A 14433-nucleotide genomic window follows, 5' to 3' on the forward strand; every position below is an offset into this window, starting at 1 on the left:
TATTTTTTGCTACATACCGCTTCATTTATGCACACCCTTGTCTTTGCCGGTCAGTCTTTTCTTCAGGCTTTTTATCAGCCCCGCCGCATTTCCCAGTGTCTCCCTGGTGAGCAGTCCATCGGGGAAAAACAGCATAATCACGATGAGCATCAGGCCGAAAAAGGCGTCATCATAGCTTCCCAGATATCCCCGCAGGGAGAGAAAATTCAGAAGCAGCCCCATGGTCAGGGAGCCCCAGATATTCGCCATCCCGCCCACGGCAACGATGGCCACGTACCGGATCGATTTTACCACACTGGATTCGGAAGGACCAATACTGCCGTTAAAATGCGTGAGAAGAGCTCCGCCCACGGCTGCGAAGACCGCACTGAGCACAAATATAGACAGCTTGTACCGGGCCGTGTTCACTCCCATGGCACTGGCGGCGTCCTCGCTGCCGTGAATGGCCCTGAGAGCCCGGCCGGCCCTGGAGTTGATGAGATTGACCAGAAGTATTATTCCGGCGATGACGATAAACCAGGCGATATAATAATTCGCGATACGCTGGGATGTATCACCGGTAATACGCAGGGGACCGGCTATAACAAAAGAAGGTACCGATGATATACCGTCGGCCTCACCGAAAAGCCGGGAGCCAAGTACCAGGTGATAGATAATGGTCCCGAATCCCAGCGTGGCCATGGCGAGATAATGCCCCTTCAGCTTTAATATGGGGATCCCGATGAGGAACGATATGATCATCGTTATCAAAACCGACACGACAAGGGAAACCCAGGGCGATACATGCGCAATCGTTGTACCATAGAGGTCCGTGGTGTGCACAGCCAGTCCCCACTTTAAAAGAAATGCGGCCAGGGGACTGTTCTGGAAAGCAAGAAGATTTTTCGTCGTCAGGACGGCCGTGGTGTATCCGCCAATGGCGAAAAAACCGGCGTGGCCGATGGATATCTGGCCCGTATACCCCATGAGGACCGTTAAGCCCACGATGACCAGTATGTAATATCCCGACATGGTCATCTGCGTCAGAATATATTCACTGCCGGTAATGCTTACCAGGGCCTGGAACAGGACCACGGCCAGGGCCAGCAGCACAACGGGCATATATCTCCTGTTGCGTTCCATCATCCTCTTAATAATCCTTCAGTGCCGAGACTTCACTGCTCCCCAGGAGGCCGCTTGGTTTGATAAAAAGTATCAGGAGCAGAATGGTTATGGCGATAACGTCCATGTAGGCCAGGGGGAGGATGCTTATACTGAAGGCCTCGAGCAGACCGATCATGATACCGCCCACAACGGCACCGGTACTGTTACCCAGCCCGCCCAGTATGGCTACGGCGAATCCCTTGATGGCCAGGGGAGTCCCACCGTCATACTGCGTCATGGTTATGGGGGAGACCACGCACCCCGCCAGGGCGCCGATAGCGGCACTGAGCACGAAGGAGAGGGTTATCATATTCTTCGTGTTGATACCGCAGAGTTTCGCCGCCATGAGATTGGCCGAGCAGGCCCTCATGGAGCGGCCCGGTACGGTATATCTGAAAAATACCGAGAGGAGCATCACTATCACTGCGCTCACACCAAGGACCCAGAGCACCTGCGGCGATATATAGGCCCCGAAAATGTTTATCGATGTGGATTCATCGCCGGTGAAATACGGAAGCGATCTCACCTTCTCATCCCATATATGGAGCGCGATTTCCCGTATAACCGTGGATAGCCCGATTGTCACGATTATCATGTTAAGGACCGTTGGTTTTTTCAGCCGGCGGATCAGGAGGATATCAATGGAAGCACCGGCAAGGGATACAATGGCCACGGAAAGGATTATGGCCAGGGGAAGGGGCATAAAGAGATTAAGGGATATGGCCGTCATACCTCCCAGCATGACGAATTCACCCTGGGCAAAGTTGATGATACCCGTCGTGTTATAGATAATATTATAGCCGATGGCCACAATAGCGTAAATACTCCCCATGGTAATTCCCGAAAGGGCGTATTGTAAAAACTGTTCAAAGGTCATGAGTCACGCAGCCTTATTTAAACTTGCCATATGGCATATATGAAATGATGCTGTCAGATAAGAAGTATAAATTGACACGAAGAAGACCAGACATAAAAAAAAGTATATGGAGTGAATAGCAAAGAGTACAGGCCCGGCCTACTCTCTTCACTATTCACTTTTCACTGCCGGCTATTCACTACTTCTTATAAGGAACAAATTTTCCGTCTTTAACGGTAAGCATTTCAAATGAATCTATGTCAAGTCCATTATGATCAGCCGGTGAAAAATTAAAAATACCGCCGGTTCCCGGGAAATTCGTGATGGTTTCAATGGCATCACGGACTTTTTCCCTGTCAGCACCGCCCCTCTTAATGGCTTCGGCCAGAATGACTACCGCGTCATAGGCATGACCGCCGAAGGTGCTCACATCTTCCTTGTACCTGGATTCATAATCTTTCTTGTATTTCAGGAGAAGGGATTTCTGTCTGTTCGTGTCGGCAAGCTCATCGGCAACCAGAAGACGGCCGCAGGGGAAAATGATGCCTTCGCCGGCCTTTCCCGCTTCCTTGACATATTTGATGTTGCCGAATCCATGGCTCTGAAATAACGGAGCTTTCATGTTGAGCTGTTTCATGTTCTTCGCCACGATGGCCTGGGCAGGAACTATGGACCAGTTTACCACGGCCTGAACGTTTTTTGCCTTCAGCTTTGCCAGAACCCCGGAGAGATCAGTGGCCTTGCTGTCATATACCTCACTGAGGACGATGGTGATGCCGTACTCCGGTGCTATTTTTTCGAGTTGGGCTTTCCCCGCGTTACCGAATCCGCTATTGTCGGAAATTATGCCGATTTTCGAGATACCCATATCCTTCATGGTCTGAAATATCTTCATTGCCGCATGGCTGTCCTTCTGCGGTGTTTTAAAAACATATTTTGCCAGGGGGTTGACGATGACTTCCGCCGCGGCGCATGACATAAGAATGGTTTTGTTCTCTTCGCATATGTTTTTGATATTCATGGTCTCTCCGCTTGTCGAAGGTCCCACGATGGCAAAAACCTGATTCTCTTCAATAAGCTGCTTGGCGAAAGAAATGGCCTTTTCAGGGCTCCCGCCTGAATCCTTGAGAATCACTTCGAGTTTCTTGCCGTTGATGCCGCCCTGCGCATTGATATCCTCCACGAGCATCTCCACGGTTTTCGCTTCGGGAGCTCCCAGAAAGGATGCCGGGCCGGTCACGGCAAAGATGGCCCCGATTTTGATCGTATTGCCTCTGTCCTTACTGCAAGACAGAGCAGCGCCTAAAAATACGATACAAATACCAAGTGTAAGTAGCCTTTTCATTAAAAATGCCTCCTTAAGATGTTTTACCCAGATAAGGGTTAATCCATAATGAAATAATCTCTGAAGTCAAGCAATTACCTGTAGTTAACTTTCTCCTTAATAAAAAAAATATTAATATCCTTCATTTCATATTTTCTTCCGTTGGCATTATTGTTAAGGCTTGACACTCCCGATGCTTCATGTATGTATGAAGGATGAAAGAATCCGGGTCTGCCCGGAGGGACGGTTATGCATGATAGGCAAAAGCCTGGTGGCAAAAATAATCATAGTGCTCACTATTTGGTCCTGTCTCTGGATTCCCGTGAGCAACTTCTTCCCCGACAGCCATATCTTCCCCACGGCTGTGCTTGCCCCCCTCATCGGCTTCAACGGTGTGTTGAAAACAAGAAGCTGGCAGTGGCCCATTTTACAGGAAATAACACTCCCCTGGCTGGTATACTGGACCGTTCTCCTGTCGGCACTATACCTGACGGCAAAAATCCACGACAAAAACAACAAGCCCGAAGATTGACGGGATATAAACTGTTCAAAGTCATTCCTCGGGTTATGACGGCATTTTACGTGTGACACAACCCGAGTCTATCAGTTCCTTCACAGCCGATATGACCACTTCCATATATTTTTCCATGGAAGGAGCGAAAAGAAGGGGATGAAAATCCTTTCTGGTTAGTGTTTTCACCGTAACTTCACGGCCTTCATAGCCTTCGGCCCGGACAATGCCGTCCCTTTCCATCATGGATTCAAGTTCTTCCAGCGGCACGGCAAATATGGCCTCGACCTCACCGTCGGTAAACCGGTACTGATCCAGGGAGCGGTTGTCCACGAGAAGATATACGCGCTGGAACTCGCGGTGGAATCGTCCCTTTTCCTCGTGTTCCTCGTAACGGAAATGTCCCAGGTCAACGAGATCATCATCGGAGGGATCAATCCCGATCTCCTCGAAGGCCTCCTTCTGAATTTTATTCTTTTCCAGACCAAAGGGGACATGTCCTCCCACAGTAATATCCAGGCATCCTGGATAGCTTTCCTTGAATCCGGCCCTCTGCTGGAAAAGCAGCGATGGTTTTGCGCCCGCGGTCCTTACAACCCAGAGATGCACTCCCTCATGCGCAATACCGTTATAGTGAGCGTGCGTCCGTTCCACGGCCTTCCCCGTGGGCAGGCCCGTCTCCCAATCCCATATCTCCAGCATTTCTTCTTTACTCATACCTTTTAGCCCCTGCCTCTCCTGGATATCTGCCCGTGCCGAACGTAAAACCATGATCCATATAGATTCCGGCAAGTTTCTCTGAAATCAATGATAATTTCAACCGATACACAAGTTTATAGTAAAAATATCACACTGTTGTCCCGATATTACATATATACTTTTATATTCAGGCATCTCTGCATATGACCACGGAAAAAAAAATAAAAATAAGAAAAAAAATATTCCCCCTGGGAATGTTTCTCCTCATATTCATAATCCAATCGTTTATCGTCGTGAGCGCCATGACCCTGTATTTTATCAGCACCGGTAAAAAACGTATTGCTGACATGGAAAAATATACCCGCAATTACAGCATGACCCTGGCCGACGCTTTTGCCGACGTGGCTGAACTGAGTTTCCGCACTCGTCAGTATAAAACCCTGCAGTCTCTTTTCAGGGAAAAAATACGGGGAAACACCATCGATGAGGCTTTTTTTGTTCTCAATAACGGCAGCATCGTGGTTCATTCCAACGGGGAGATAGAGAAGGAGCTGAGCGGTAACATCGCCAATGACGAATTCACCTACAACCTGGACATGATTCTGGCGCCTTCGCTCAAAAAAAGCCGGGAGACCCACTTTTCCGATTACAACATCATTTCACAGCGAAATCCCTTCCCCCGGGACCAGCGTGACCTGATAGAAAAGTACCTCTATCCCGATGTAAGGATCATGGGATGGCTCATCGGCAGGGCGGTCTATTCGGGAAATAAACCCGTGGGAACAGTGAACTTCCTCATCAGCAAAAAAAGAATATTTGACTTCATCAAGGTACATATCGAAGAAACCATCATGTACCTGCGATACGGCCTGGAAGGTTCCCTGGCCATGGCGTTTCTCCTGTCACTGATCATCCTTTTCCGATACAGGAGCATCCAGAAAAAAACGCTCTCCTTCTCTTCATCCGTGGTCACAAAAGAGGGACAAGCTGCGGGAAAAACCATGGAAAAAACTTCCACGCTTCAACGGGCTGCCCTGGCCCCGGAAAGTGAAAGCAGCCCAGATGTGACAACGGCAAGCGGTGAATACATAACAATCGACATCTCGGCAGCCATTGAAGATAATAAACGGGAAGTACCAATGGAAATAAATGTGGACGATGACGGTATTCATATCGAAAAATATGAAGGCGAGATTTTCATGGAAGACCTGCAGGCGATCGAGCCCGTAAGGGAGGAGTCCCTGGAAAGCATCCAGAGACATACCGTTAAGGATGCCATACCGGCGGCAGGCAAGAGGCCACGGCAATGATATATATAAATCACCATGATGTGCTGGATGGGAAAGTTATCATCGTCGAAGTAAAAGGCCCCCTGAACAGTGAGACGAGCGTAGATTTTGAAGAATACATCAACCGGCTCCTGGCCAGAAACAGCATCTTCATCATTCTCAACGCCCTTTCAATAGACTATGTCAGCTCCGAGGGAATCGGCGTAATCCTTTTCATGCAGAAAAAAATTTCAGAGAAAAACGGTTTTTTCGTCATATATGATCTCAATAATGAGATCCGGCAGCTTTTCCTGCTCCTGGGCTTTGACAAAATAGTATGGACCACGGGAAGCAGGATCGAGGCCATGGAGGTCATCGACCGTCAGCTGGAGATGCGGGAATCACCGGGAGGAAAAACCGAATCGGAAGATATGCCGTCTGTACTTACCGACATTGAAAAACAGAAAAAAGACAATGAAAGCCCGCCCGAAGAGATTCAGGAAAAAGTCGCATTTGCCCCCTTCATCATCGAATGCGCCCGCTGTAAATCACTGATACGCGTCAGGGAATCGGGAGAATACCTGTGTCCCGACTGTAACGCCTCGTTCACCGTAAACCATGACATGACCGTTCATTTTTAAAACCCGTAGATTCCCCGCATTTTCAATTGACAGTATTGAAATTCTTCTTTACAATGATTCATCTGGAAGGGTATGCAATAGAAGCATAAACTGGTACTGAAAGGAGAATATCATGCCCGCTGCCGAAGGCCAAATTTTTGAATTCACCGGCCCTGAGAACATAAAAACTGATTTTCTTGAAACCATCGAATACGAAGGAAATCCCCAGCTCATCACCTATGAGACCGATGAATTCAGCGCCGTGTGCCCCTTTTCGGGTCTGCCCGATATTGCCAGGGTCACCATAGAATACATACCTGGTAAAAAAATTGTGGAACTAAAATCGCTGAAATACTATTTTATATCATTCCGCAATGTGGGTATTTACCAGGAGGCTGCCACGGACCGTATCTACCGTGACCTGTATAAATGTTTGAAACCCGTCTCCCTGAAAATAAAAACCGTATACAATATCCGGGGAGGCATCCTCGCCACCTGTGTCATGGATTCGGAAACGGCGGAAAAATCCGGTTCAGGAAAATAACACCGGGGCCAAATCCAGTTAAAAAAGTCATTTGACAGAGACGCGAAAGTGCCTTTAATGTCATAATGACACACAATGAATACGATTGTCGCCGAAACGCAAAACCGATGTTGAAAAAAGGACCTGCTTCATGAACAGATATATTATTGCACTTACAACAGTTTTACTCTTTATTGCCGGGTGCGCCGGCGAAAATAAAAAGAAAACAGTACCATCCTTTCAGTATTTTGAAATTTCCTTTGAACAGGACGGCGCGATCGTCCCCATCGAATCCCATCAGGTGATCCTGCAAAAAAAGCCCTTCTCCATAATAGTGCGTTTCATCAATCCCGATAGCATCTTTCTGAACGCCTCCTTTGAGCGTCAGACGCAGGATGAGCTTCTGGCGGGGAAAACCGACGACGAAATGCCGGGATTCCGGGGAAACGGAATAACGGAAGAACTGTTCAATAAAAATGACATTCTTAATATTTCAAAAACAAATTTCAGCTTCTGGTATTACAACAGCGAGGACGATCATCGGTTTAATGAAATCGTGAGGCAGCCCGACATGCTGATCTGTAAAAGGAATATCGCTAAAATCGGCGATATCGACAACTCCCGCGAGCCCCTTGCCCTGGAAAAAATCCGTGAAAAAACCATTTATCTATCCGTGATGAAGATGGAGTGGAGCGATGATTACAGCAAGCGGATAGAAAAGAAACGGGACTATTACATACTTCAATTCGAGACGGCAAAACCGATACGGTAATTTCACAAAGGCAGGATATTTGTGGCATCAGAAGAAATACTCATTCCCTATGACAGAATGAAGGAACAGGTACTCAAGGAACTGAACGAGTTTCTTGATTCGGCAACAACAGTGAGCGACATCCCCATTCCCGAGCTCTCGTATGAACGTGGGGCCACACAGGTATCCTTCATTATCCCCCCCCTCACGGACTCCATGCTTTTCGATTGCCTGGGTATCATTAAAAAGCATATCGACAATATCCGCATAAGCTCATTCAATGACGGACATTACGCATTCCAGGCCATGAACCGGAACATGTTCAACACGGAAAATATGCTGGAAAACATGAAGGTGGAATTTTTCAGCCTGGTAAGTTCGCGCATCGAAATTTCAAAAAAGGGAAACCTCTCCCAGGAAGAAATAAATATCGTTATAGAACTTTTTAAAAAAATTCACTCTTCGATGAAAGAGGATCCGCTCAGCAGGCTTAAAAAACTCGGTGCTTCGGTGTTCACCGATAACAGTGCCCTGGGCTGGGACTATATTGCCGGCTATGATGAGGTGAAAAGAAAGATACGCGAATCCATCATCCTCCCCTTGCAGAATCCCGGGATATATGACGCCATTGCACAACTGACGCGCAAGGTCTATGAAAGCAACAGACCCCGGGCCATTCTTTTCGAAGGCCCTCCCGGCGTGGGGAAAACCACCGTGGCAAGAATCATCGCCGGCGAGGCAAAAGTTCCCCTCATTTATGTCCCCATTGAATCCATCATGTCGAAATGGTACGGCCAGTCCTCCCAAAACCTTGCCCGGATATTCGACGCCGGTGAAGACATGAATGGCGCCATTATTTTCCTCGATGAAATAGACTCTCTGGCCGGATCGCGGGACCAGAACATGTTCGAGGCCACGCGCCGCATCCTCTCGGTACTGCTCAGGAAGCTCGACGGGATCGACGCCGCAACCACCACCATAACGATCGGTGCCACTAACAGGAAAAATGACCTGGATCACGCCCTCATCAGCAGGTTTGACCAGACCATACTCTTCCCCCTGCCTAATGCGGCGGAACGTACGGCCATTTTCGGCAATTATGCCAGACATCTCAAAGAAGAGGAATTGTCGGTGCTGGGAGAGCGCTCAAATCAGCTTTCAGGAAGGAGCATCAAGGATATTTGTGAATTCGCCGAACGGCGCTGGGTCAGAAAAATCCTCATACAAAAAGGGGAGCCGACGACGCCGCCCTTTGAATACTACAAGAGAACGATTCAGCTATGGCTGAACCAGGAATAGGTATTCACTTCACCCCGTCCGTAAGCTTTTTCAGATTGAGCAGGGAATCGGCATCGCCCTTCCCGAAATTTCCCGGTTTCAGCCTGTCGATCTGCTCGCTCCCATGCTGCAGTATTTCCTCCGTGGTCAGGGGGATTTTCTGTCCCGAATAGGCGAGATAGCCCGCATACAGAACCAGCACCAGTACTGACACAAGAAAGAGCTTAAAAAGCTTTTTGAGTATGGTGATAAGCACCATGATGGCTATGAGAATGGCAATAACCAGATAGAATACATTGGATGTCAGGAGATCAATGAGATTTTCCATATACATGACCCTGCCGTATCCTCCATTAAAATAAAGTGAACTGTAAACGACATAATCCTTTCTTAAATCCCTGTCAATTTCTTTATTCTCAGGTCATTCAGTTTTTGATTTCATACCCATGCGGTATAAATCTGATACGCCGGAAAATTTAAATTGATTATTTGGCCGTCACGGGGTATACTGACACTATAAAAATAAAAAATCCCATTGTTATCGAGACCCGTACACCCATGGAAAAAGCCCTTGAAAGAAGTATCGCCAGCAGCCTCTGCCGTTTCCGCGTAGAAGATGAAGATCTTATTACCGATGCAAAAGTGAAGGCCGAGATAGCCCAGGCCTTCAGGGAAAAACGATGCTTCGGATTCTATCCCGACCGGGACACGGTGTCCCGCATTAAAGACGGCGACCCCGTTGAGATATTCAGGGAACGTTTCCTGGACATGCTCAACCGCATATTCGACAGCGAGGCCGATGGCGATCAGACTATCCGTAACAGGCTGGCCAGCGATACCAGGCTCATCTCACGTATCATCTTAGCCCTGGCCTTCTTTCACCGGGCCGTTGCCGAAGGACAGTTCACCTCTATATATGACCGGCGGATAGTGCTGATTAAGGAACGGGCCGGCATGCCCACCCTGTATCATATATCACGGGAATCTACGGTCATATCCCACGTGGGCCAGGGTCCTCCCTGGACTGAAATTCCCACCATATACCTGGGCTTAAATATTTTTTTCGCCCTGACAGCCGAGCAAAAAAAGGGGGGAAATGATCTCTTCGAGGCCTTCAAACTGCTCCTCATGGTGGAAGAACGGACAATTGAAACCGGGTATGTCCATGAAGTGGCCTTTCCTCCCCAGGTATCTCGCGCCCTGGTATTCCTGGTTGAACAGGTCATTGATTCCACTGTCATGGAGGAAATCGAGTGGATCGCCCCCGAGGTTAAGCCGGTCAAAAAATTCACCGACGCCAACAGGAAAAACCTCCTGCGTGACCTGGACACCCGTGTTCACGACGATGAATTGAACTTTGATTACGAAAAAAACCTCCACGCCGTCACGACGCTGGAACGGCTCGCCCGTCGTTATAAAAACAGTGATGACCGGAAAACACTCCATGAAGTCATGCGGCTTCTGGTGGCCGCTTCGGGACATGACATACATGAAGTGCGGAACAAGGCAAACATGCTCATCGAGAGAATTTTGTCCCCGAAGGAATTCGATGCTCCACTGGCGACCAAATTTATAAATATCAGCATCGGCGATTCATACTTGTTCACCTTCAGGAACCTTGACAGTAAAATTAAGGGATACTATCTTCGCATATATAAAAACCGCAGCGGCGCGGAGCTGACGCTGGAAAAGGAAATCACTTTTGACGAGGTCAGACTCAAGTACGATGAGGCGGATAACCTGTTCCGCTGCAAGTTCGCTTTCAAGGAATACGGGCACTACGACTTTGCCGTAATAAGAAAAAAAACCAAGAACATGGAATGGATTCACGACCCCGGATGCAACGGCCGGGTCAATGTCATCCCCGATGTGCGGGGTGAAATCATATTGGAAATTTTCACTGACATTCATGGGCATACAAAAGTATACTGGCGCAATAATGACGGTCATCCCGGCCTCCTCTATAATGAAAACGGCGAGGTAATACGGCTTGGGAATCTTTCCGATGTGACGGCCCACCTGGAAGACATTAAAAGCCGTTATTATATCACGGCCATCTATCTCCTGGGAACACAGAAACGGGGGAACAACCGGGAAGACTGGGCTCCCGAGGCATCATCACCATCACCCTTCTCCCCCATGAGTCTCATCGAAATCGAACCCTCGCTGGGCGGCGAACAATCCTTTAAAAAGCTGGTAAGCCGCGCCCATGAACTGAATATCAAAATCATCGTGGACATCGTCCCCCACATCAACAGGAGGAGCGACCACCTCCCGGACAGTTTCGTGGTGAAAACCTACGATAACGAAGGCAACGTAGTCATGCGCTCCTCCACGGACGGAAAATACGGGTCATGGAACGACGGCAAACTGCTGAACTACCGTAAATTCGAGATATGGGAATGGCTCACCAGGTCCATCACAACGCTCATAGATAACTTTGATATTGACGGGATCCGCTTCGACTCAGCCCATGCCGTTCCCATCATGATGAAAAAAAATAATTATCTCTACACCTATGACGTAAAGCGCACCCACGAGGAAATGGTTGAAGGCGATATAATCGTCAATGACCGCGAACACGGTCACCACATCACCACCGGTTACTATGACTCGGCCTGCCGGGACCAGATCTCCGTTCCTCTTCACTATTACATCATGCTCAATGTGGAACGAAAGCTACGGGAACGAAATAAAAATTACTTCATAAATATAGCCGAATGTTACTGGGGCCACGAACGTTTCCTCACCAGGACCGGGCTCATCCCCTACAACTCGTCCCTTTTTAAAATCTGTGAAAATATCGTACAGGGAAAAACAGATGTAAGGGAGATATATCATATCTACGACACCTACTATCCCGCCGTGCTTCCCGAGGGAACCGAATTGCTGGGCATACTGGGCAACCACGACGAACGCCGGGCATTGAACACCTTCGGACACCGGGGACTCAGGGCCACCGTAGCCCTCACCTCCTTCATGCATAACATCATCATGGACTACGAAGGGAGCGCCGAGGGTGAGAGCTGGAAGGTGTTCCTGGACAACATCTTTGTAAACTGGAACCAGTTTGAATACGCATCGCACCGCAGCGTCGACCCCTTTTACCGGGAGTGGTACCGTTTCCATCGTTCTGCCCGGGGCAAGGGACATCTCATCTGGGCGAATAACAACCAGGTCGCCGCAGCCATGAAATTCACCGGAGATATCGTCTGGATTGGCGCTTTCAATTTTTCAGATGTGTCGCAGAACATCTCGCTCCAGTTCGATAATCCCACACTCCCCATTCCCGGTGACGCCTGCTACCGCCTCGTCGATGTCATTTTTTCCGAAACGACAGGCAGGTACGGGTATTACCGCGGAGACGAACTGAAGATTTCACGAATCAACACCGTCGTTTCATATACGGACCGCGTTAAGCTCTTCCGGCTTGAAAAAGTAAGTATCGAAGAACACTATCTCGATTTTCTTCGCGATTCCTTCATCCGTCTATGCACACTGGCAGCCGTGGACAGCATACGCTCCAATTTCGCCTTCTCGGAAATCATGAGCCATTGCGGCAGTTATGACGACGCCGAGGAATTCATAAAAAACAAACTATCCCCGCTCTTCAGTGACAACTACGAAAACCTGCTCCTGGGACTCAAGAGAGCCGTCTATCACCTGTACAGGAACAACCTGGTTGACGGCCGCGTCCTTTTCAACTACGCACGAAAGTTCGAGCACTCAAAAAACACCGTACTGAAAGACCTGGGGGAAAAACTCATCCGCTTCAACAGGCGCGGCCCCCTGGTTTTCATGTCTGCCGAGGCCGATCCCTTTTCAAAAAGCGGCGGACTTGCCAGCGTCGTGTACGAGCTCCCCCGGGAATTGGCACAACTGGGTGAGGATGTGCATGTAATCACGGGATTGTACCGCCATGGTTCCGACAAGGAACGCCACAGGATGAACGAAGCGGTAAAGAAACATGGCATCACCTATACGGGAGTCAATGTCCGTTTTTACATCATGGACCGTCCCTGCGAGGTAGGCGTACATCATGGAATCGTCGACGGCATTCATTATTATCTTCTCGAGCATTATGAATTCTTCGACGGCCTCTACTGGGGATTTACCGCCGAGGAGAAGCTGCGGCGAAGAGTGGCCTTTGCCCGGTCCTGCGCCGAGGTCATATCGGTCTTTAACCTTGACCCGCACTACACATTCACCAATGACGCGTATATAGGACTTTTCAACGGAATAGTCAAGTGCGATCCTTATTACGCGAACAGCGAACACTTCCGTAGAAACACCTTTCTCCACATCGTGCACAACGGTGGATGGCAGTATTTCGACGCCTATAACCGTCACGAACGGGATTTCGACCTTTTCAACCTGTTCAATCTCCCGGCCTGGCGCGCCCATGAATTCTGTGATCCCGTATTCCGGGACCGCATCAACTGCATGGCCACGGGGATACGATTCGCCGACCGAACCATCACCGTGAGTCCGTCATATGCACGCCAGATAGAATATGCCTGCGACGGCATGGAGAGAATACTGAATAACGTCATCGGCATCAGCAACGCCATCGGCAGGGATTTCAAAAATACAATCATACAGCGCTACAACTCTTCGAATTTCATAGAGCACAACTACATGAAGCTCGTTGACCATATCCGGGAAAACGCCGCACTCCAGGAAAAAATTGAAACAAGATATCCCGAAATACTCAAAAGCGCATACGGCGTCGATTCGATCGAGGACCCGACTCGCAATGCTATTGTCAAGCGAATCCGCAACAAGCTCCTGCTGCAGGCCGAGAGGGGCCTTGTTGTCGACCCGGATATCATCCTTTTTACCATGATTCACCGCATCTCGGAACAGAAAGGATTTCAGCTTCTTCTCGAGGCCTCCGAGGGCGTGTTCAGAAACCTCGGGTACCAGGCTATCATCGGCGGTGCCGTATCTTCCGGTGACAGGCGCGGTGATGAAATAGCCCACGGCCTGTACCTCCTTGGACAGTATTACCCGGGGAACGTCAACGTCAACTTCGGCTTTCAGGATGTTGCCATCCCGCTTCTGGCATCGGACCTTTTCTGCATGCCGTCCATGCATGAACCGGGAGGCATCAGCCAGCTTGAGGCCTTCGCAACGGGCTGCCTTGTCGTGGCCCGGGCAACGGGAGGTCTGCGTGACACAGTCCTGCCCATCCTGACACAGGGAAACAGGGTGAAGGGAAACGGTTTCCTTTTTTCTGATTACCATTCCTGGGCCTTCTATGACGCCATGCAGCGCGCCGCAGCCTTCTTCAGGGATAGCAGTGAAGAAACGGTTCACGCGGCGCGCATGAACGCGGAAAATTCCGTCTACTACTGGGACAGGCCGGCGAAACAATATGTTCAGACCATATACGACCTGACGGAGACAATCCGTATCTTCGACATAGACAATATACCAGGCAGCTGAGAAGCACCGGAC

Annotated in this window: 12 protein-coding genes; 7 read left to right on the forward strand and 5 right to left on the reverse strand. The window is 49.1% G+C overall.

Features of this window, described 5'->3' with window-relative positions:
• Positions 1–21 precede the first annotated feature (21 nt).
• The 3 genes from CVV44_05930 to CVV44_05940 all read right to left on the reverse strand — a co-directional run bounded on the left by CVV44_05930 (position 22) and on the right by CVV44_05940 (position 3344).
• The gene (locus CVV44_05930) at positions 22–1101 is read right to left on the reverse strand and encodes a branched-chain amino acid ABC transporter permease (protein PKL40129.1); all 1080 of its coding nucleotides are present in this window, start codon (positions 1099–1101) and stop codon (positions 22–24) included.
• 28 nt (positions 1102–1129) lie between these two features.
• Entirely contained in the window at positions 1130–2020 is an 891-nt protein-coding gene (locus CVV44_05935; protein ID PKL39759.1) for a branched-chain amino acid ABC transporter permease, read from the reverse strand.
• Between the two features lie 178 nt (positions 2021–2198).
• The gene (locus tag CVV44_05940; GenBank protein PKL39760.1) at positions 2199–3344 is read right to left on the reverse strand and encodes a branched-chain amino acid ABC transporter substrate-binding protein; all 1146 of its coding nucleotides are present in this window, start codon (positions 3342–3344) and stop codon (positions 2199–2201) included.
• Between the two features lie 232 nt (positions 3345–3576).
• Here CVV44_05940 and CVV44_05945 point away from each other — a divergent pair, with 232 nt between their 5' ends.
• Positions 3577–3855 (forward strand): hypothetical protein, encoded by a 279-nt coding sequence (locus CVV44_05945; protein PKL39761.1) that lies wholly within the window; start codon positions 3577–3579, stop codon positions 3853–3855.
• A 33-nt stretch (positions 3856–3888) separates the two neighbouring features.
• On the opposite strand, the gene CVV44_05950 is transcribed toward CVV44_05945, so the two are convergent.
• Complete coding sequence (locus CVV44_05950; GenBank protein PKL39762.1) at positions 3889–4551, reverse strand: hypothetical protein; 663 nt, start codon at positions 4549–4551, stop codon at positions 3889–3891.
• A 185-nt stretch (positions 4552–4736) separates the two neighbouring features.
• Here CVV44_05950 and CVV44_05955 point away from each other — a divergent pair, with 185 nt between their 5' ends.
• The 5 genes from CVV44_05955 to CVV44_05975 all read left to right on the forward strand — a co-directional run bounded on the left by CVV44_05955 (position 4737) and on the right by CVV44_05975 (position 8994).
• A complete protein-coding gene (locus CVV44_05955; GenBank protein PKL39763.1) occupies positions 4737–5843 on the forward strand; it encodes a hypothetical protein in 1107 nt (368 codons plus the stop codon).
• Positions 5840–6442: a hypothetical protein gene (locus tag CVV44_05960; protein ID PKL39764.1), complete on the forward strand. Its 603-nt coding sequence runs from the start codon at positions 5840–5842 to the stop codon at positions 6440–6442. The genes CVV44_05955 and CVV44_05960 overlap by 4 nt, the downstream gene beginning before the upstream one ends.
• A 112-nt stretch (positions 6443–6554) precedes the next feature.
• Entirely contained in the window at positions 6555–6965 is a 411-nt protein-coding gene (locus tag CVV44_05965; GenBank protein ID PKL39765.1) for an NADPH-dependent 7-cyano-7-deazaguanine reductase QueF, read from the forward strand.
• Positions 6966–7050: 85 nt separating this feature from the next.
• Entirely contained in the window at positions 7051–7716 is a 666-nt protein-coding gene (locus tag CVV44_05970; GenBank protein PKL39766.1) for a hypothetical protein, read from the forward strand.
• A 21-nt stretch (positions 7717–7737) separates the two neighbouring features.
• The gene (locus tag CVV44_05975) at positions 7738–8994 is read left to right on the forward strand and encodes an AAA family ATPase (protein PKL39767.1); all 1257 of its coding nucleotides are present in this window, start codon (positions 7738–7740) and stop codon (positions 8992–8994) included.
• A 4-nt stretch (positions 8995–8998) separates the two neighbouring features.
• Here CVV44_05975 and CVV44_05980 read toward each other — a convergent pair whose 3' ends face one another.
• Positions 8999–9301: a hypothetical protein gene (locus tag CVV44_05980; protein PKL39768.1), complete on the reverse strand. Its 303-nt coding sequence runs from the start codon at positions 9299–9301 to the stop codon at positions 8999–9001.
• 161 nt (positions 9302–9462) lie between these two features.
• Here CVV44_05980 and CVV44_05985 point away from each other — a divergent pair, with 161 nt between their 5' ends.
• Positions 9463–14421 carry a hypothetical protein gene (locus CVV44_05985; GenBank protein ID PKL39769.1) on the forward strand — a complete coding sequence of 1653 codons (4959 nt, stop codon included), beginning with the start codon at positions 9463–9465 and terminating at the stop codon, positions 14419–14421.
• The last annotated feature ends 12 nt before the right edge of the window (positions 14422–14433 follow it).

The sequence above is a fragment of the Spirochaetae bacterium HGW-Spirochaetae-1 genome, from assembly GCA_002839375.1.
Lineage (GTDB): Bacteria > Spirochaetota > UBA4802 > UBA4802 > UBA5550 > PGXY01.

Excerpts from the sequence above, each read along its gene's own strand:
- CVV44_05930 (PKL40129.1), bottom strand. The coding sequence starts at position 1,101 with ATGCCCGTTGTGCTGCTGGCCCTGGCCGTGGTCCTGTTCCAGGCCCTG.
- CVV44_05935 (PKL39759.1), bottom strand. The coding sequence starts at position 2,020 with ATGACCTTTGAACAGTTTTTACAATACGCCCTTTCGGGAATTACCATG.
- CVV44_05940 (PKL39760.1), bottom strand. The coding sequence starts at position 3,344 with ATGAAAAGGCTACTTACACTTGGTATTTGTATCGTATTTTTAGGCGCT.
- CVV44_05945 (PKL39761.1), top strand. The coding sequence starts at position 3,577 with ATGATAGGCAAAAGCCTGGTGGCAAAAATAATCATAGTGCTCACTATT.
- CVV44_05950 (PKL39762.1), bottom strand. The coding sequence starts at position 4,551 with ATGAGTAAAGAAGAAATGCTGGAGATATGGGATTGGGAGACGGGCCTG.
- CVV44_05955 (PKL39763.1), top strand. The coding sequence starts at position 4,737 with ATGACCACGGAAAAAAAAATAAAAATAAGAAAAAAAATATTCCCCCTG.
- CVV44_05960 (PKL39764.1), top strand. The coding sequence starts at position 5,840 with ATGATATATATAAATCACCATGATGTGCTGGATGGGAAAGTTATCATC.
- CVV44_05965 (PKL39765.1), top strand. The coding sequence starts at position 6,555 with ATGCCCGCTGCCGAAGGCCAAATTTTTGAATTCACCGGCCCTGAGAAC.
- CVV44_05980 (PKL39768.1), bottom strand. The coding sequence starts at position 9,301 with ATGGAAAATCTCATTGATCTCCTGACATCCAATGTATTCTATCTGGTT.